This is a genomic window from Cupriavidus sp. HE11 (assembly GCF_056097175.1).
In genome coordinates this window covers 124,102-143,452 of record NZ_CP184465.1, presented here as the reverse complement: position 1 = coordinate 143,452, position 19,351 = coordinate 124,102, and the positions used below count along the sequence as shown (strand labels likewise).

Here is a 19,351-nt window from a genome sequence, read left to right as displayed (position 1 = left end):
CATGGATCGTCGCGCATTCCTCAAGGGCAGCGGCGGGCTGCTGGTCTCGTTCACGCTGCCGGGGCTGCTGCCGGCTGCCCACGCGCAGGCGGCAGCAGGCATCGACGCCGCAGGGCAAACCGTCAGGAAAGCTTCGACAGCCAAGGGCGAAGTCGATGCCTGGCTGGCCATCGCGCCTGACGGCCGCGTCACGGTCTACAGCGGCAAGGTGGACCTGGGCACCGGCGCGCGTACCGCGCTGGCGCAGATGGTGGCCGACGAACTCGATGTCGGCTTCCAGCAGGTGGACCTGATCATGGGCGACACGCTGCTGACGCTGGACCAGGGCCAGACCGCCGGCAGCCTGACCATCCAGGACGGCGGCGGCACGCTGCGCCGCGCGGCCGCCTGTGCGCGCCGCGCGCTGGTGACCCGGGCGGCCGCGCAATGGTCCGTCGACGCCGCCACGCTCGCCGTGACTGACGGCGTGATTGCCACCCCGGGCGGCGAGCGCAGGATCGGTTACGGCGAACTGGTTGCAGGCAAGCCGCTGCAGGTAGCGCTCGATCCCAATGTCCCGCTGAAGGCCCCGGCCCAGCACAAGCTCGTCGGCAAGAACGTTCCGCGCGTGGACATCCCCGCCAAGGTCACCGGTCGTTTCACCTTCATGCAGGATTTCCGCCTGCCGGGCATGCTGCACGCCCGCGTGATCCGCCCGGCTGGCCCCGGCGCCAGGCTGGTCAGCATCGACGAGGCGTCGATCCGCGACCTGCCCGGGGTACGCGTCGTCCGCAAGCAGGATTTCCTGGCGGTGCTGAGCCCGAGCGAATGGGGCGCCGTCAAGGCCGCGCGCCTGCTGCAGGTGAAATGGGACGACCCGCCCCACTTCCCGGACCAGGCCGAACTCTATACCTGGTGGCGCAAGCTGCCGGTCAGCAACGTCGAAACGCCTGCCAGCAAGGGCGACGCCGCCACGGCACTGGCCGGCGCGGCCCGTCGCATCGAAGCCACCTACGAGTTTCCGCCGCATACGCATGGCTCCATAGGCCCGGCCTGTGCAGTGGCCGACTTCCGCGACGGCCAGTGCACGATCTGGTCGGCCGCGCAGTCCACGCATTCGCTGCAGGGCGAGATCGCACTGACCCTGGGCGTCGACAAATCGAAGGTGCGCCTGATCTACCTGGACGGCGCCGGCTGCTACGGCCGCAACGGCCACGAGGATTGCTCGGCCGACGCAGCGCTGGTGTCGCAGCTCGCGGGTGCCCCCGTGCGCGTGCAGTGGATGCGTGCCGACGAGCACGGCTGGGACCCGAAAAGCCCGCCCACGGCCATCGACCTCAAGGGCGGCCTGGACGCGCAGAAGCGCCCCGTCGCCTGGCAATCGGAGTTCTACGTGGCCGCCCAGAAGGGCTCCATCGCCGAATTTCCGCTGCTGGCGACGGTCACCTCCGGCATCAAGCGGCCGGCCTATGTCACCGGCAATATCTCGAAGAATGCCGACGTGCTGTACACGCTGCCGAACGTCAGCACCAAGGTCTACCGGCTGACCGACAGCGCCTTCCGCACCGCGCACCTGCGCTCGCCGGGCCGGCTGCAGAACGCGTTCGCCAATGAGGCGTTTTTCGATGAACTGGCGATGGCCGCCGGCGCCGATCCGCTGCAATGGCGGCTGGATTACCTGTCCGATCCGCGTGCGCGTGCCGTGCTGGAGGACGTGGCAAAGCTCTCGGGCTGGAATCACAAAACCGCCAGGTCGATCCGACGCAAGGGCGATCCGCGCGATGTGGTCCGCGGCCGGGGCCTGGCTTTCGTGCGCTACGACAACGACCGCACCTACGTCGCCACCGTGCTCGAAGTGGCAGTCAACCGCAACGACGGCCATATCCGCGTGACCGATGTCTGGTGCAGCCACGACTGCGGCCAGATCATCAGCCCGGACGGCACGCGCAACCAGATCGAAGGGGGCATCGTGCAGACCATCAGCCGTGTGTTGATGGAGGAACTACGATTCGATGCGCATCGCATCACGTCGGTGGACTGGGCCAGCTATCCGATCCTGCGCTTCCCCGATGTGCCCAACATCCACATCAGCCTGATCGACCGGCCTGAAGCGCCCCCCTGGGGTGCCGGCGAAATGGCGCCTGCCACCGTTCCGGCTGCGATCTCGAATGCGGTATTTGCGGCAACGGGCGTGCGGCTGCGGTCGGTGCCGTTCCTGCCCGAGAAGATGCTGGCGGGGCTGAAAGGCGCGGCGGGCGGGAAAGCAAAAGCCGGGAAGGTGACGATGGAGAAACCGGCCACGGAGAAAGCCATCGCCTGACACCAGCGCCGGATTGCCCAATGAACAAGGCCCCCGATGTCCAGGCGTCGGGGGCCTTGTCGACGGTCTTCTCCGGGGCCCTGTCGGGGGCCTTTGATCTTTGGGTCGTTTGATTCCCGAGCCGTTTGACTCTGGGTCTTGCGATGCTCAGCCGCCAGTCTGCAGCCCGCGCTCCACCATCTCCAGCAGGCGCTGGCCGATCACCGCGGCCTGCTCCCTGGCCCGGCTGCGCAGCGGGCCGTCGATCAGCAGGACCGCCAGGCCATGCACGGCAGACCACGCGATGTATTCGGCGCCAGGCCGGCGATCCCCCGCCAGCAAGCCGGCTTCGACCCAGCGATCCAGTGCGGCACCGAGCAACTCGAACGGGTTCAGGCCGCTGTTGCCCGCCTTGGCCGGATCGGTGTCCTGCTCGACATCGTCAGGCACCGAAAACGCCGTGCGGAACAGACCGGTCTCGGCCAGCGCGAATTGCAGGTACCCCATGCCGACCGCGCGCAGGCTGCCGCGCGCGCGCTCGGCGGGCGATGCATCGGGGGGAATCGCCGCCATTTCGGCCTCCATCGCCATCGCCAGGCTCGACAGCGCCCAGGCGCGCACGGCCTGCAACAAATCCTGCCGACTGGCGAAATGGCGATATGCGGCATTGGGCACCACCCCTGCGCGACGCGTGGCCTCGCGCAGCACGATGGCATCCGGACCGCCATCGCGGGCCAGGTCGATCCCCGCTTCCAGCAGCGCGCGGCGCAGGTCGCCGTGCCGATAGGTCGTGCGCGTGGGAGGCGTTGCAGCAACGGCACGGTTCATGTCATCTCCCATGTGGACGGTGTCCACGCCATTTTGTTTCATAGTAGACAGTGTACACAAATCCTGCCAGTGCCTGACACGTCAGCGGCCCCGATGCGGACAATACGGCACAGCGGAAACCATGGCTAGAGGATCGGCGCAAACAGCTTCGCCACGTGCATGGCCACCCGCAGGATGGCGGGCGAGCCCAGGAAATCGTTCGGCCCGATCTGCCGCGCCTGTGCGAAATCGGCTTCGAGCATGCGCGCCACATCGGCCGCGAAATCGGGGTGGGCGGTCATCACCATCAACTCGAAATTGAGGCGGAAGGACCGGTTGTCCAGGTTGGCGGTGCCCACGGCGGCCGCCTCGTCGTCGATCAGGATCACCTTCTGGTGCAGAAAGCCGGGCTGGTAGCGATAGATCTTCACGCCCGCGCGAATCGCCTGGTATGCGTAGATGGTGGAGGCGCCGTAGACCACGCGGTGATCGGGGCGCGACGGGATCAGGATGCGCACGTCCACGCCGCGCAGCACCGCAAGCCGCAACATCGCGAACACGGCTTCGTCGGGCACGAAGTACGGAGACGTCATCCATAGCCGGCGTGTGGCGGACTGGATCGCCTCGACAAAGAACAGCGAGCAGGTCTCTTGCGCATCGGCCGGTCCCGACGGCACGACCTGGCACACCATGTCGCCCACGTAGCCCGACGGCGGCGTCATCAGGTACGGCACTTCCCGCGCGGCCCAGTACCAGTCCTCGGCAAACGCCATCTGCAGGTCAAGCACCGCCGCGCCCCGGATGGCGATATGCGTATCGCGCCACGGCGCCAGCGGCGGGCGGCGCCCCAGGTACTCGTTGCCGACGTTGTGTCCGCCCACGAACGCCTGCGCGCCATCCACGACAACAAGCTTGCGATGGTTGCGAAAATTGAGCTGGAAGCGATTGACAAAGCCAGGATGCGTGGAAAACGGTCGCACTTCCACGCCCGCCTGCTGCAGCACGCGGACATAGCCACGCCCCAGCGCATGGCATCCGATACTGTCGTAGAGAAAATAGACCCTGACCCCGGCGCGCGCCCGATCGCACAGGCGCTTTTGCAACGCGCGCCCGAGTTCGTCGTCATGCACGATGAAGAACTGCACCAGCACCTGCTGGGTGGCCGCGTCGATGGCGGCGAAGATGGCATCGAAGGTGGCATCGCCGTTGACCAGCAGCCGCACATCGTTGTTCATCAGGCACGGCACGCCGGTCAGGCTGGGCAGCGCCCGCATGCAGGCCTGCTCGGGCTGCAGCACCACGCTGGCGGCCAGCGCCTCGCGATCCTGGGCCGTCATGCCGTGGCGGATCTCGCGCAGCCGGTCATTGTTGAAGCGCCGCGCATTGACATAGCCGGCAAACCGGCTACGCCCGAAGATCAGGTACGGAACGATCGTGAAGTACGGCATCATCACCAGCGACCCCGCCCATGCGATGGCGCCTGGCGCCGTGCGCACCGTCATCACGGCATGCAGCGCCGCGATGATTCCGACGATGTGGAACGCGAGGACAACCGCGGCAATCACGCTGGGACTGAGCATAGGCACTGGCACCATGAGCGGCCCGGATTCGATGAACCGTATTCTGGCATAGCGGGTCACTTTGGCGCAGCCCGATATCGCACCCACCCGATCCTGCAGTTCGGCCCGGCGGCCCGGAACCCGGATACGGCGCCCCATTGCCTAATTTTTAATCACGCCGACCGGCCACCCGTCCTGCCGCACCACACCGCGCGCACCTGCCCCGGTTATCCACAAAATCTGTGGATAACGATGGCAGCACGCAACAACCGGTTGGCACACAACCGGACGTCACGCCCCCATTTAAAGAAACGCTGATTGTTGGACCTTCCCCTGGCCGATACGCTGCATCGTGTTTGCCCGATTCAATGCATTTTGCCCGTTCGATAGTGTCCGATAGTGTCGTATGAATGCCCAATTTAATATTGCGCTGCTCGCCAGCCGCAACTCCCCTCTCCACCCGATGCAGGAGTTGCTCTCCATCGCCGGGTTCCAATGCAACGTCTTCCAGACTGGCCGCGAGTTGATCCACGGCCTGGGTCACGACAGCTACGACATGCTGCTGATTGACCGCGACCTGCCCGATATTTCCGCCATTGACGTCATCCGCGCCGTGCGCGCGGTACGCAATCGCGACGTGCCCATCGTGATGTTCTCGGGCGAAAGCGACGACGACGACATGGTGGAAGCGCTGGACGCCGGCGCGGACGACTACATCGTGCGGCCGCTCAACGCTCGCGTGCTATTGGCCCGCATCGCCGCATTGCGCCGGCGCATGTCCGGCACCCGGCTCAACGCCAGCATGCCGCTGCGTGCCGGGCCGTACGAGCTCAACAACCCCGGCCGCTTCGCCACGCTGCATGGGCAACGCATTCCGATGACGCCCAAGGAATTCGACCTCGCCATGCTGATGTTCGCCAACGCAGGCCGCATCCTGGCCACGCAGCGGATCGAAAACACCATCTGGGGACACACGCTGCCGCACTCGTCGCGTGCACTGGCCGGGCTGGTCTCGCGAATGCGACGTACGCTCGATCTCTGCGCCGAGAACGGCGTGACGATCACGGTGGTATACGCGCAGGGGTACCGGCTAGACATCCTGGACAGTGCGGCGCGCGCCGAACTGACGGCACACCGCCGGCCCGGACTGGCCGGCAACGGTGCGCTGGCCGACTACTAGCCCGCTAGCTGTCCAGTTCTCCGCGCGCGGCCAGGTCGGCAATGTCGATACACACCACGCCCTGCGCCACACCTTTCGCTCTGCGCTTGGCAACGGCCGCAGCCGCACCTACATGCTGGCTGCCAAGCGGCCAGGCGGCCATGGCATCGGTGCCTACGCGCACCACCCCGACCGCCATCGTCACGGGCGGAAAGAACATCGGACGTCCGTGCCGGTCTTCCGCCCGGATGCCTCCGGCCACGCGGTCAGATGCCGCGTACATGGCGAGCGCACCGTCATTGAAGCGTGCCATCGCGCCATGGATGCGCGATTCCCAGTCATCGCCCTGAAACAGCACCAGGTAGTCGTCGCCGCCAATATGGCCCAGGAAGTCGCGGGCCGGATCGCAGGCCTGCGCCAAGATGGCCGCGGCCCCCTTGAGCAGTTCGTCGCCCTTCCAGTAGCCATAGTGGTCGTTGAAGGACTTGAAGTGATTCAGGTCCGCATAACAGGCATGGAACGGACTGCGCGCCTCGATCAGGCGGTCGATATGCTGGTTCAGCAGGATATTGCCGGGCAGGAAAGTCAGCGGGTTGGCATAGCGCGCGGCCTCCATGCGCACATCGGTAATCGCGCGCAGCAGGTCGGCGCCGGTGCCCAGGCCCACGTAGCGGCCCTCGTCGGTGATGACAAAACCATCCGCCAGCGCGCGGGTCGGCTCGCCGGCCACATGCTGGGCCATTTCCTCGAGCGTGGTACGCCGGTCGAAACAGACCGGCTGCGGGTCGGCCAGCGTCACGCAGGCCTTGCGGCCGTACAGTTCGCGGTGGAACGGCGTGGCGTAGCGATCGAGCAGTGTCTGGCGGTTGATCAGGCCGATCGGCCGCCGGTTGCCGTCAACCACGGCCACCGCGTGCAGATCGCTCTGCTCGTGGAACCGCGCCAGCACGTCGTTGTTCGATGTCTCGGCATTGACGGCCGGCATCGGGCGCAGCAGCTTGCCCGCCGTCGTGCCCGACCAGCCCGTCCGCAGCGTTTGCGGAAACACGGCAATCTGCCGCGATGCCAGCAGTGAACGCACCTCTGGCGTGATCTCGCCGGGCGGGTTGGCGGCCGGCCGGCCCAGGAAGTAGCCCTGCCCCGCGGCCACGCCCAGATCCCTGACCAGCGCCAGTTCTTCGGCGGTCTCGATACCTTCGGCAATCACCCGGCCGCCCAGCGCATGCATCAGGCTCAGGATCGCGCGCAGCACTTCCAGCCTGCGGGAACTGGCGTGGATGCCTCGCACAAGCGACTTGTCGATCTTGATGAACTGCGGCGTCAGTTCGGCCAGCCGGTCCAGGTTGGCATGGCCGGTACCAAAGTCGTCGAGCGCGTACTGCACGCCCAGTTCCGTGAGCACCCCCACCACATGCGCAAAGCTGGCGGCATCGCCCACTGCCGTCTGTTCCGTGACCTCGATGACCACGCGCGACGGCGCGATGCGCGCCCCGGAGCCCTGCGCACCGTCCAGCCCCAGCAATGCCGCCATGGCGCGGCCGTGATGATCCAGCAGATGCCGCAGCGTCAGCGGACTGAAGTTCAGGAACAGCTTGCCGGACAGGTCCAGGGCCGCCCAGGACCACAGCGCGGTACGCGCCGCCGTCATTTCGAGCCCGATCGTGGTGCCCGTCTCCTGGGCCATGCGAAACAGCGCATCGGGAGATGCGTACATCGAGCCGGCAGGCCCGCGAATCAGCGCTTCATATCCAAGGATCTCACCGCTTGCCAGCGTCACGATAGGCTGAAAGACCGCGTGTAGCGGTGGCGGTCGTACGGCCTCGCGGGCCGCAGCCAGATCGGGGGCAACGGTAAACATGAAACGGATTAGGACGTATGGCAGGCCACCTGCTTGTTGACGGCCGGCCACAAGCAAACTTGAGCACGACTTTGCAATTCAGGCACATATGCAGCGCGCGCCATTGCATGACAGTCATATGTCACCCGTATGACAAACTCGCCGCATGCGTTTTGTCACGCAGCCGTCACAAACTTGCCCGACGATCACGCCGCACCGCAACAAGACCGGGCCCCGCGACGGGTAGCCAGATACGCCATCGCCGAGAGGCCGGACTGCGGCAGTGCAAGGGTCATCGTATGGCGGGGCATCGCCCCGAAGGAGTTCGTAGTGTTGCAAGCCATCAAGCTGGGATTGCCGGGACGGCGCGGCCAATCCGCATGGCAAGGACTGGCAAAGTTGCCGCTGGTCGTGCGCCTGTCCGCGGCGTTTGTCCTGATCTATGCGTTCGGCGCGATTGTCGGACTCACCGGCATCTTCAATCTCATCGACCTCAAGCGCGACACCGACAGGCTGTACCAGCGCGACATGCGCGGCGCCATTGCCGCCGAACGCGCGCAGGCGTCGCTGGCCATGCTGGGCCGCGCGCAACTGGCCCTCACGCTCGCCACCAGTTCCGCCGAACGGGACACCGCCGCCAACGATATCGCACAGGCATCGAAACAGCTCGACGCAGCGGTCGATGGCGTCCGCCAGGCCGCCCCGGCGCAGGCCCGTGCATTGCTCGCCGAGCGTGCGGCGGCCGGCGACCTGATGACGAAGTACGTCGACCTGATTCGCAAGCAGCCGCTCGACTCGCTGCAGTTCGATGCGTCCGTCTCGATCGACGGTCACTTTCTCGGCGAACAGCTACAGAAGCTTGGCGCGCTGGTGGAGACCACGCGTACGACGCTGGCACAGCAGGCTGCCGACACGGTAGCTGGCGTAGCGTCGGCGCAGGTTGCCGCGCAAACGGTGATGAGCGCGCTGCTGGTAGCCAGCCTGGCCGCGGCCGGACTGCTGGCCTGGATCGCCGCGCGCAGCCTGACGCGCGAACTCGGTGGCGAGCCGCGTGACGCGGCGGCCATCGCCACACGCATTGCCGGCGGCGACCTGACCGCGCGCATTGCCCTGCGCGAGCGCGATGGCGGCAGCCTGTTGTTCAACCTGGCGGGCATGCGCGACCAGCTGGCCGGCGTGCTGGCGCGAATCCAGCAGTGCGCGCACGAGATTTCGGCCGCCAGCGACGGCATTGCGCGCGGCAACCAGGAACTGGCAACCCGCACCGGCATGCAGGCCACCGCGCTGGGCGAGGCCACGGCAAATGTCTCGCGGCTGACGACGCTGGTCCAGCAGGCCCACGCGCAGGCGCAGGAATCCAGCGACATGGCGAGCCGGGCGCGCGAAGCCACCGGCGCCGGCATGGCCGCCGTGCGCGACATGAGCGGTGCGATGGCCAACGTCCACGCTCAATCGCGCAATATCTCGGAGATTGTCTCCGTCATCGAGAGCATCGCCTTCCAGACCAATATCCTTGCGCTCAATGCCGCCGTGGAAGCGGCCCGGGCTGGCGAAGCCGGTCGCGGCTTTGCCGTGGTGGCGCAGGAAGTACGGGCCCTGGCCCAGCGCAGCGCCACGGCCGCCCGCGAGATTGGCGGCATCATCGGCGACGCCGCCAACGAGATTGCCCGGGGCGCCGACCTGAGCGGCCGTGTGGAATCGGCCATGTCAGGTATTGACTCCGCAGTGCAGCACAGCCATACGCTGGCCGCCGAACTGCGCATGCTGGCCGACGAGCAGGCCAGCGGCATCCGCACCGTAGGCGATGCGCTGAGCCGCCTGGAACAGACCAGCGCGGACAACGCCAAGCTGGTCGACGTGGTCAGCGATCAGGCGGCGCGGCTCGACAGCCAGGCCGCCGCGCTGGAAACGGACGTCGCGCGCTTCCAGTTCTGAACCGCTACCGCATTGCCGCAACGTCCGCCCGCGAACCGCGAATCGGGCATCCGGATGCCCGCGCCCGCTTCAGCTTCGTTCCGCACCGCCGTAATTCAAGAAGATCCGATTCGCCGGAGAGCTTTTCGCCGCCAGTATCGCGGTATGCCGGTCGGGACATGGATCAACGCTGAGGCGGACAGAGAGCGGAGAACACACACATGCTACGCAAGGCAGTGCATGACGATGCGTCGTTCCACGAGGATTTCGAGGCAGCCGGGCGCGACTGGGCACCCCGGCTCAAGCCCTGTGGCACCTGCCACGCGTGCGAGAAGGAGGTAGGCCGGGCAGACCTGTTCTGCAGCATCACCTGCCAATACGCATTCGAGCATTTCGAAATGCGTTTATTGCGCAAGGAATAGACCCCTGCAGACAATTGCAGACAACTGCGGCGACAACCGCAGCGAGATCCGCAAGGACAAACGCCAGGGCCCGGCAGACTCCAAACGCCCACCGCCGATGATTTGAGGCCCTGTGGCGGTTCACGTCGCGGCCCTCGCCTGCTCTGTGTCAAAGCGACGAACATTTCCTTTCAAATTCCTGTCAACCACCCTCGCCTACCGCCCGTTGAGGCGTGCATTACGGCGATATCCGCAACGCGGAGCAGGCCGGAAATCAAGGCCTGGCGCGGCAGGTGTGTCCGCGAGAAACACTTGGACTTACGCAGTAACCGGCATTAACGAGTCACGCGTAAAAGTTACACAACTGTTGCACTTACGCACACTTTGTGTCGACTTTCCCACGCGAAAGCCGGATACGCTTGATTCATCCCATCACCGATTGACCACGAGAAATCATGACTGAACGCCTCATCATGCTGGACGTACCCGGCGTCCTGTATTCGGACCGCTCCGCTGCCCGCCTGGGCGGTACGCCAAACACGGGGACCCTGCGTGACGTCAGGTTTTTCGATCCCATCGCGCTGGGCTTCCTGCGCCGCCTGTTCGGTATCGCCGGTGCCCGCGTGGTGGTTTCCGACGCATGGCGCCGTGGTACGCCGGCAGCCATCTTCCAGCAGCTCGACCTGCAGGTGGAAGGGATGACGCCACCCGTCGCAGGCGGCCACGGCGCGGAGATCGACGCCTGGTTCGCCCAGCATGCGGCACCGGGCGCATGGGTCATCCTGTCGACTGCCCCGGCATCGTCGTTCACCGAAGCGCAACGTGCTCGCCTGGTAAAGGTGGATCCGGCCGAAGGCCTGACCGTGGACAACTTCCGTCAGGCGCTGGATATCCTTGGCGTGGCCTGCCCGTCGACCGTGACGCCCGATTCGCGCGTGGAGCCGGGCCTGAAAGCCAAGCTGCGCCACCTGCAACGCCTGGCCCGCGACGAACCCGAGCGCTTCATGCCGGCACCGGCCGCTGCCGAAGCCCGCGAACAAGCCATGGCCGTGGCCGTGGCCAGCCTGACGGGCAAGCACCTGGATACTGCCGCCATTCACGCCTGATCCACGGATGATCCTGCGCATCGCCGCAAATATCACAGCGTGATGCAATACAAAAGGCCGCCAGTCATGGCGGCCTTTTCATGCACCCTGCGTCATGGACGCTACGAGGTGTGCGCTACATCAGCGCGCGGTGAGCTTCACCGCCGGAAAATCAACAGGCACGGCAAATGCCACGTTGATGTAGTTGGTGAACAGGTTCAGTGCCACATGGGCCACGATCTCAACGATTTCTCCGTCGTTGAAGCCCACTTCGCGCAGGCCTGCCACGTCGGCACCGGACACCTGGCCGCGCGCCTCCACCAGCTTCAGCGCAAACGCCAGCGCCGCCGCCGTTTTGGGATCTTCGGCGTGCCCTGACTGCGCAGCCGCCATCTCGGCAGCCGACGCGCCAGCCTTGCGGCCCAGCGCTGTATGCGCGGCCAGGCAATAGTCGCAGCGATTGCGGTCGGCCACGGCCACGGCGATCTGCTCGCCAAGCTTTGCCGGAATGACGCCCGCGCCGAGCGCGCCAAACGTGGCCCACATCGACTGCAGTGCAGCCGGCGAATTCGACACGGCGCGGAACATCTGGGGAACACCACCAAAAGCGGACTGGATCTGGGCCAGTGCGGCCTGGCTGTCAGTCGGAGCGGCCTGGGGTTCGGGTACGGAAATGCGTGCGGTCATGATGGAATCTCCTGTCGAAACGATCGAGAAAGTGATCGAAATCAGGACGTCGCCGTCCATGGGTTCCACTATGGTCGTGCAGGGCGTACGATGGGATACCATCCGTCCCGCAAACGTACCAATTCATCCCGCCTTGACCACTGCCCTCACCCCGCTCACCGTCGATCGCCTGTCCGCGCTGCTTGAACGGTTCCGCATCCAGGCGCACCTGTTCCATACCGGACCGCTATGCGGCGTTTCGCGTTTTGACGAGCCGCATCGCGGCTTCCTGCACGTGATGCGCGAAGGCAGCATGACGGTCACGCATCAGGCCAGGGGCCTGCCGCGCCGGCTGGAGATCAACGAGCCATCGCTGCTGTTCTATCCGCGTCCCGCGATCCACACCTTCCACAATCCGCCGGCGGAAGGATCGCAGTTTTCCTGTGCCACGCTGGAATTCGCCGGTGGTGCCAGGAATCCGCTGGCGCGCGCCCTGCCGCCGTTGATCGTGCTCCCACTGGCGGACGTGCCGGGGCTGGCGCCGGCACTTGCACTGCTGTTTGCCGAAACCGAGCGCGTGCGATGCGGTCAGCGCTTGCTGGCGGATCGGCTATTCGAAGTGGTAGTGATCCAGCTGTTGCGCTGGATGCTCGATCATCCCCGGCAGGTCGGGGTCCAGCCCGGGCTCATCACTGGGCTGTCCGATCCGCGGCTGGCGCGGGTGCTGGTAGCCCTGCACGACGCACCGGGAGACAACTGGAATCTGGAAAGGATGGCGGCTTGCGCGGGCATGTCGCGCAGCGCCTTCGCGGCGGCGTTCCGCGATATTGTCGGCCAGCCCCCGGCCGACTACCTGACGGACTGGCGCATCAGCCTGGCCCAGGCGCGGCTGCGCGACGGCGCACAGCTCAAGCTGCTGGCCGGCGAACTGGGCTATGCCAATCCGTCGGCCCTGTCGCGGGTGTTCCTGTCCAGGGTTGGCCAGTCTCCGCGCGACTGGTTGCGCGCGGAGAAGACGGCAACAGCGAATTAATAGTCGACCGTCATCGATACCTTGAACGTACGCGGATTGCCGATATACAGCGTGCTGGCCGACGTCGACACGCCAGCCCAGTAATCCTTGTTCGCCACGTTCTCGACGGCGGCGCGCAGCGTGTAACGCATCTGCGACGCCTTGAAGGTATAGCGCGCCCCCAGGTCGAAGCGGTTCCACGACGGCAGCGCAATCGTGTTGGTGTTGTTCGCGTACTGGCGGCCGGTCTGGATGAAGCGGCCCGACACGGTGGCACCTGCCAGGAACGGCAGGTCGTACTCGCCGCTCAGCGTCATCGTGTAGTTCGGAATGCCAATGCCCTTTTTGCCTTCGGTCTGCGGGTTGCCGGTGTTCAGGTACTGCGAGTCGATATACGACACGCCGCCCAGCAGGCGCACGCCGCGCACCGGTTCGCCAAACACGCTGAACTCCACGCCACGGTTGCGCAGGTCCTGCAGGCCAAACACGTTGCCCTGCATGGTGGTGCCCTGCGGCTGCTCGATCTGGAAGAACGCCAGCGTCGTGCCAAACGATCCCGCGTCGTACTTCACGCCGGCCTCGTGCTGCTTCGACTTGACCGGCGCGAAGACCTCGCCACGGTTGACCGCGGTGTTGCCCGCAGTCGGGCCCTGGGCCAGGCCTTCGATGAAGTTGTAGTAGACCGACACGTTCTGCAGCGGCTTGACCACCAGGCCGAACATCGGCGAAGTGGCCGAATCGCTATAGGTCGACGTCTGGGCACCCGATGCCGTGGCGTACCCGCGCACGTTGATCACCTGCTGGCGCACGCCGGCGGTCAGCAGCACGCGATCGTTCAGGAAGCCCAGCGTATCGGACACCGACACGCCATTGAGGTTGGTCCGCTGCGTCACGTACGGATCGGACATATTGCCCGTGGCCGGTGCCGAGGGATAGGCAACGATCGGCGCGTTATAGAGATTGGTCGCAAACGAGCCCGAGAATTCGAAAGCCGTGGCCCTCTTCTGCTCCAGCCCCGACCAGCTCAGGTTGACCGTGTGCTTGACTGGCCCGGTCACGAACCGGCCGCGTACGCCGACTTCGCCCGAGAACGTATCCTGCTCGAACGGCACGGTCAGGCGCGTTGCCGTGCCAACGCCGTTGTTGCCGACGCTCGCCCCGCTATAGCTGCCGAACTCGTTGGTGTGATGGCCACCGAAAGCGGCATAGGCCGTCCAGTCTTTCGTGATGTCGTACTCGGCGCGGATCGTGCCGTAGATGTCTTCCAGCGAAGAATTGGTCCACGGCTGCGCGAAATTCGTGCTGGCGGACGGCACCGGCGGCAGCGCCGTGCCGGTCAGGGTGACCGTGCTGCGGCCCTGGTAGATGCGTTGCTTCTGGTAGCCGAAATCGGCGTTCACGCGCAGGTTGTCGCCCTGGTAGTCCAGGCCCAGCGTGAACAGGCGCTGCTGGCGGCTTTCGTTGTCGATGGCCGTATCGCCACCGCGCGCCATGGCGTTCACGCGCACGCCGAATTCCTTCTTGTCGCCGAAGCGACGGCCCACGTCGATATGGCCGCCGGCCTGGCCGTCGCTGGTGTAGTCCAGCGTGCCCTGCGTGATCGGCGCGGCCGTGGCGTACTTGGGCACCAGGTTGATCGAGCCGCCCACGGCGGTGCCTGCGGCCGATACGCCGGTCAGGAAAGCGTTGGCGCCGCGGAACACTTCCACGCGTTCGAGCCCTTCGGTCGACGCCAGCTGGCGGGGCGCAATGCCGTAAAGGCCGTTGTAACCGAGGTCATCCGAGCTTAGCGTGAATCCACGCACCACGAAGGTTTCGGAAAAGTTGCCGAAGCCCGAACCGACGCGAACAGCCGGATCGTCGGCCAGCACCTGGCCCACCGTGTGTGCCTGCTGGTTCTGGATCTGCTCGGCCGTGTACGACGTGACGCTGAACGGCACGTCCATGAAATCCTGGTTGCCCAGAATGCCGATGCGGCCACCGCGTGCCACCTGGCCGCCCGCATACGGCGCAGGCAGCTGGTCCGGCGAAGCCTCGCCCTTGACCGTCACCGTGGGCAGCGTCTGCTGCGCGGCGGCCGGTGCGGCTTCCTGCGCAAAGGCCAGGGATGGCAGCACCCCGGCGGCAGCCAGCGACGCGGCCAGGAAACTGAGTCGTACAGAACGGGACGAACGGGAAGAACGGGAAGAACGGGCGGCGCGTGCGGTCTGTGCAACGGCGCAAGGTACGGCAAAAGACAAGATGACACTCCCTAAAATAAATCGATGACTCCTGCACCGCGTTTCCGACGCGGCGGACAGGCGTGACCCGTGTCCGTGAATGACGGCATCGCTCTGCCGGCGATGCTCGTTGGTGCGGGTTGTGGCACGTTGGCGCCCTACGACGGCATGAGCCAGGGCGAAGCCATGGTCGCCGCCATGCCCACGGCGATGGACATCCGCGCCAGCCGCGGCGTGGCATGCGGGGCCCAGGAAAACGCGCCAACCACGGCCAGCGCGCCAAGGGTCAGCAAGCCGGCCCAGTAGACGACGCCAAAGGCCCAGCCTTCGGCCAGTACGCAGGCGGCCAGGGCCAGCACCAGGGCGATCGAGCCCTGCCAGCGCAGCCGCGCGACCACGGCCGGCGCCGGTACGCTGCCGCGCCCGAACATGTCGGCGTGGTGGCGATCCATGGCCTGCGCGAGCCACATGAATCCGCCAATCGCGAATCCCAGGCCCGCCACGCAGGCCGGCCCCGCCGGCATCATCGCCGCCGCGTTCATCGGGATAGTCATTGCGAGACCTCCCGCGACATCTCGCCCACGCCGGCCACCGCACGCGGTGCGGCCGCCTTGCGCGGCGCGGCGCCACGCTTGCCAAGCATCCTGGCCGCCGCACCCAGGCCGATGCCGAGCACCAGCACGGTCAGGTCAAAACCCGCCACCACGACAGGCCCATGGAACAGCGTCACGCCAAGATGGGTGGAGGTGGTCAGCGCGTTCAGCACGGGCAGCCCGGCGAAGAGCGTCGCGGCCACCCACAACTGCACGCGCCACATGGCTCGCGTGGGGCGCCATTGCGCCAGCAGCGCGGCCACGGCCCAGGCGCCGAAGAATGCCTGGATCTCGGTGGCCTGACGTTGCGCCAGATCGACCGGCAGCAAACGGTTGGCCCAGAAATACGCGCCGAACGCGATCGGCAGGCCCGCAATCACGCCCAGGTTGAGCGCCTCGACCAGCCGCAGGCCAAATGGCGTGCGCCCCGTCGCGGCAATGCGTTTGGCATGGCTCTGCCGCGTCTTGACCGCCCACAGCAATGCGCCGGTCGCCACCATCAGGCAGCCGGCAAGGCCGGACGCGAAGAACAGCGCGCGCAGCAGTGGCGGCGCGAAGTGCGCCACATGCAGGCCCAGCATCGTCCAGCGCGTGGTGCTGGCCGGCGCCACCTCATCGCCCCGCGTTTCTTTCAACTCACCGGTGGCACCCTCGAAGACCACCGTGGGCGTGGTCGTGCGGAACTGGCGGCCCTCCTCGCGTGCCACGGCAACGGTGGCATTGGCCTTGTTGGGCGCCTCCACGGTCAGGCGGTGCGGTGCGGCGCCATGCCAGTGCGCCGACGCCTGCGCCAGCATCGGCCCGATCGGCGCCAGCGGCGCGGTCTCGGTGGTCGGCTTCACGCGCGGCGCGCGGGCCGCCAGTTCGGCATTGAACGCCTGCTCGTTGCCCTTGTACACGGCCTGGATGCCCCACGGCATGTACATGAACAGCAGCGTCACCAGCCCCGTGTAGGTGATCATCAGGTGGAACGGCAGCGCCAGCACGGCCACGGCGTTGTGCGCGTCCAGCCACGAGCGCTGTCCCTTGCGGGCGCGGAACGTGAAGAAGTCCGCAAAGATGCGCCGGTGCGTGATGACGCCGCTGATGATCGCCACCAGCATGAACATCGAGCAGAAGCCGATGATCCAGCGCGCCCAGATCGCAGGCATGTAGTGCAGGTCGAAGTGGAGCCGGTACAGGAATTCGCCGCCGCGCGTCTGGCGTGCGCCGGGAATCGGTTCGCCGGATGCCGCGTCGAGCGTGCGGTTTTCCAACCGTGCGCGATTCGGCTTGCCGGCGTCCTCGGGCTTGGCCGGACGCAGCCAGAACATCGAGATGGTGGGATTGCGATCGTCCGGCAGCGTGATGAACCAGCGCTCGGCGCCGGGCGCCTCGCGCTGCAGATAGGCGACGGCGCGCTGGGCGGCATCGGCAGGGGGCACTTTCTGGTTCAGCGAAGCGTGGAACTCCGGCTTCATCCAGATGGTGATCTCGTCCTTGAAATAGCTGGCGGTGCCGCCGCAGAACACCAGGAACAGCACCCAGCACACCAGCAGGCCCGACCACGTATGCAGCCACGCCATGGACTGTCGCAGGCCCTGGCCCTTCTTGAGTTCGGCCATCACGCGCTCCGCAGCGCGAGCCAGCCAAGGGCCAGCACGGCAGCGGGCACGGCCAGGCCGATCCATGCGCGCCAGGCCGTATCGGCGGCAAATACCCAGATCACCGCCAGCGCAAACCACAGGAAGGACAGCAGCGTCGACGTGATGACCGCCTCGATCCGCGCCATGCCGGCCCAGTGCGCAAGCACCAGCGCCAGGCATCCCGTGGCCAATGCGGCAACGGCGTAGCCGCCCAGGATGGCGGCAACTGCCCGCGAGGCAATCGCCATGCGATAGCCAATCGGAACGCCCTGCTTCATGTTTGTACTATGCCGGAAAAAATGTAACGCACATGATAAGCGTTCTCATCTTCATTGTCTTTAAAGACGTACGACAAGCCATGTTTCTGGCACAAGACATTGGCAGACATGTCGCAAACGCGACAAATCCGGGAGCGCGAGCGCAGGCCGCCGGGCCGATATTCGCACAGAGATTTCCCGTTGAATTCCGCACTGCAGAACCATCGTTCCACCGTGCGGTTGACACTCGTCGGAAAACGATGGGACGATGACTCACATCGAATACCGGCGATCCAAGAGGTCAACGCCGGAGCCTTACCCGGAGACATCATGCGCAGTACCGCTGCACCGGCCACCCGTTCTGGGGCCGCACCCGCCTTGGCGCCGTCCGGCGCAAACACGCCCGATTCCCCCACCCCGTTCGAACCCGCATTCGCCCGACTGCACCAGACCATGGCGCCCTGGGTAGCCAGCGAGCCAGACCGGATCGCGATCATGGATGCGCACCGGGCCCTGCGCTACGCAGAACTTGACATGGCCGTTCGCGAAACAGCGACGGCGCTGTCTGGATTGGGGGTGCGCGGCGGCGACCGCGTGGTGCTGGTGACCGAAAACAGCGTGGGCTGCGCGGTGCTGCTGCTGGCGCTGAGCGCCATCGATGCCTGGTCGGTGCCGGTCAACGCGCGGCTGTCGCAGCGCGAGATCGCCAACATCGTCGAGCACGCCGGTGCGCGCGTGACGCTGTATCTGGACAACGATTTCCCCGAAGCGCGCGAGCATGGCCTGGCGCGCGGCGCGCAGTGGGCCGACTGGACCCACGTGGGCAAGCTGCTGGTCAGCGCCATCGACGAAAGTGTGGCGCCCGAACCCGTGGAAGCCGACCCGCGCCAGCAGGTGGCGGCGATGATCTACACGACGGGCACCACGGGCGCATCGAAGGCGGTGATGCTGACGCACGCCAACCTGATGTTCATCGGCCATTCCAACCGCATGCAGTCGCGCGTGAAGCCGGGCGACCGCATCTACGGCGTGCTGCCGATCTCGCACGTGTACGGCCTGTCGGTGCTGCTGGTGGGCCCGGTGTCCAACGGCGCCACGGTGTTCTACGAACCGCGTTTCCGCCCCGACAAGCTCGTGCGCACGCTGATCGACGATCAGCTGACGGTGCTGCACGGCGTGCCGGCCATGTACGCCAAGATCATCGAATGGGGCCGCGCGAACAACCAGTCGTTGCGCACGCCGTCGCTGCGCATGGCGCAGTCGGGCGGCGCACCGCTGACCGCATCGCTGAAAGCGGCGTTCGAGGACGCGTTCGGTATCGTGCTGAACAATGGCTATGGCATGACCGAGACGTCGCCAACGGTCTGCCAGACGCGCGTGGAACAGCCGCGCAGCGACTGCTCGGTGGGTCCGGCCGTGCCCGACGTGGAAATCCGCCTGGGCAATCCGCTGCCCGATGGCAGTGGCGAACTGCTGGTGCGCGGGCCCAACGTGATGAAGGGCTACTACCGGCGCCCCGACCTGACCGCGCAGACCATCGACACCGATGGCTGGCTGCATACCGGCGACCTGGCGCGCATCGATGCCGACGGCGCCGTGTCGATCGTCGGCCGGTCAAAGGAAATCATCATCCATTCGGGCTTCAACGTGTACCCGGAGGAAGTGGAGCAGTCGCTCAATGCCTTCCCGGCCGTGCTGCAGTCGGCCGTGGTTGGGCGCGCGGTGGAAGGCAACGAGGAAGTGATCGCGTTTGTGGAAGTCCGCGGCGGCATGACGCTGGACGAAGCCGCACTGCGGGCCTTCCTGCGCGAGCAGCTGTCGCCCTACAAGATTCCCGCCGAAATCCGCACGGTGTCGCAGCTGCCTGCCGCACCGTCGGGCAAGATCCTCAAGGCCCGCCTGCGCGAGCAGCTGGCGGCCGGCAACGTGTGAGCAGCCT

15 protein-coding genes are annotated in these 19,351 nt (G+C 66.3%); 7 read left to right on the top strand and 8 right to left on the bottom strand.

All coding sequences use genetic code 11. The features are described from left to right. Nucleotide 1: 1 nt before the first annotated feature. The gene (locus tag ACOABP_RS18095) at nt 2-2,299 is read left to right on the top strand and encodes a xanthine dehydrogenase family protein molybdopterin-binding subunit (RefSeq protein WP_474229252.1); all 2,298 of its coding nucleotides are present in this window, start codon (nt 2-4) and stop codon (nt 2,297-2,299) included. Between the two features lie 147 nt (nt 2,300-2,446). Here ACOABP_RS18095 and ACOABP_RS18090 read toward each other — a convergent pair whose 3' ends face one another. Next, nucleotides 2,447-3,106, bottom strand: a complete 660-nt coding sequence (locus tag ACOABP_RS18090; protein WP_474229250.1) for a TetR/AcrR family transcriptional regulator — start codon at nt 3,104-3,106, stop codon at nt 2,447-2,449. Between the two features lie 125 nt (nt 3,107-3,231). Further along, nucleotides 3,232-4,665: a cardiolipin synthase gene (gene cls, locus ACOABP_RS18085; RefSeq protein WP_474229249.1), complete on the bottom strand. Its 1,434-nt coding sequence runs from the start codon at nt 4,663-4,665 to the stop codon at nt 3,232-3,234. Nucleotides 4,666-5,050: 385 nt separating this feature from the next. On the opposite strand from cls, the gene ACOABP_RS18080 reads away from it, so the two are divergent. Continuing rightward, entirely contained in the window at nt 5,051-5,824 is a 774-nt protein-coding gene (locus tag ACOABP_RS18080; RefSeq protein WP_066740400.1) for a response regulator transcription factor, read from the top strand. Nucleotides 5,825-5,828: 4 nt separating this feature from the next. Here the strand turns inward: ACOABP_RS18080 and ACOABP_RS18075 are convergent, their stop codons facing one another. Continuing rightward, nucleotides 5,829-7,661: an EAL domain-containing protein gene (locus ACOABP_RS18075; protein WP_474229247.1), complete on the bottom strand. Its 1,833-nt coding sequence runs from the start codon at nt 7,659-7,661 to the stop codon at nt 5,829-5,831. A 309-nt stretch (nt 7,662-7,970) separates the two neighbouring features. Between ACOABP_RS18075 and ACOABP_RS18070 the strand changes: the two genes are divergently transcribed. The 3 genes from ACOABP_RS18070 (at nt 7,971) to ACOABP_RS18060 (ending at nt 11,061) form a co-directional block, all read left to right on the top strand. After that, nucleotides 7,971-9,575, top strand: a complete 1,605-nt coding sequence (locus ACOABP_RS18070; protein WP_474229245.1) for a methyl-accepting chemotaxis protein — start codon at nt 7,971-7,973, stop codon at nt 9,573-9,575. 200 nt (nt 9,576-9,775) lie between these two features. Beyond that, nucleotides 9,776-9,976, top strand: a complete 201-nt coding sequence (locus ACOABP_RS18065) for a hypothetical protein (RefSeq protein WP_474229244.1) — start codon at nt 9,776-9,778, stop codon at nt 9,974-9,976. 434 nt (nt 9,977-10,410) lie between these two features. Beyond that, nucleotides 10,411-11,061: an HAD domain-containing protein gene (locus tag ACOABP_RS18060; RefSeq protein ID WP_474229242.1), complete on the top strand. Its 651-nt coding sequence runs from the start codon at nt 10,411-10,413 to the stop codon at nt 11,059-11,061. A 120-nt stretch (nt 11,062-11,181) separates the two neighbouring features. Here ACOABP_RS18060 and ACOABP_RS18055 read toward each other — a convergent pair whose 3' ends face one another. Beyond that, nucleotides 11,182-11,727, bottom strand: a complete 546-nt coding sequence (locus ACOABP_RS18055) for a carboxymuconolactone decarboxylase family protein (RefSeq protein WP_474229241.1) — start codon at nt 11,725-11,727, stop codon at nt 11,182-11,184. A 133-nt stretch (nt 11,728-11,860) separates the two neighbouring features. On the opposite strand from ACOABP_RS18055, the gene ACOABP_RS18050 reads away from it, so the two are divergent. Beyond that, on the top strand, nt 11,861-12,739 hold the full coding sequence (locus ACOABP_RS18050; protein WP_474229239.1) for an AraC family transcriptional regulator: 879 nt from the start codon (nt 11,861-11,863) through the stop codon (nt 12,737-12,739). On the opposite strand, the gene ACOABP_RS18045 is transcribed toward ACOABP_RS18050, so the two are convergent. From ACOABP_RS18045 to ACOABP_RS18030, 4 genes are all read right to left on the bottom strand, one after another. Continuing rightward, nucleotides 12,736-14,835 carry a TonB-dependent receptor gene (locus tag ACOABP_RS18045; protein WP_474229238.1) on the bottom strand — a complete coding sequence of 700 codons (2,100 nt, stop codon included), beginning with the start codon at nt 14,833-14,835 and terminating at the stop codon, nt 12,736-12,738. The genes ACOABP_RS18050 and ACOABP_RS18045 overlap by 4 nt on opposite strands. A 260-nt stretch (nt 14,836-15,095) precedes the next feature. Next, nucleotides 15,096-15,491: a DUF3325 domain-containing protein gene (locus tag ACOABP_RS18040; RefSeq protein WP_474229237.1), complete on the bottom strand. Its 396-nt coding sequence runs from the start codon at nt 15,489-15,491 to the stop codon at nt 15,096-15,098. Next, the gene (locus tag ACOABP_RS18035; RefSeq protein WP_474229236.1) at nt 15,488-17,134 is read right to left on the bottom strand and encodes a PepSY-associated TM helix domain-containing protein; all 1,647 of its coding nucleotides are present in this window, start codon (nt 17,132-17,134) and stop codon (nt 15,488-15,490) included. The genes ACOABP_RS18040 and ACOABP_RS18035 overlap by 4 nt, the downstream gene beginning before the upstream one ends. Next, the gene (locus ACOABP_RS18030) at nt 17,134-17,433 is read right to left on the bottom strand and encodes a DUF3649 domain-containing protein (RefSeq protein ID WP_474229235.1); all 300 of its coding nucleotides are present in this window, start codon (nt 17,431-17,433) and stop codon (nt 17,134-17,136) included. The genes ACOABP_RS18035 and ACOABP_RS18030 overlap by 1 nt, the downstream gene beginning before the upstream one ends. A gap of 309 nt (nt 17,434-17,742) precedes the next feature. Here ACOABP_RS18030 and ACOABP_RS18025 point away from each other — a divergent pair, with 309 nt between their 5' ends. Beyond that, nucleotides 17,743-19,344 carry a class I adenylate-forming enzyme family protein gene (locus tag ACOABP_RS18025; protein ID WP_474229234.1) on the top strand — a complete coding sequence of 534 codons (1,602 nt, stop codon included), beginning with the start codon at nt 17,743-17,745 and terminating at the stop codon, nt 19,342-19,344. Nucleotides 19,345-19,351 lie beyond the last annotated feature (7 nt).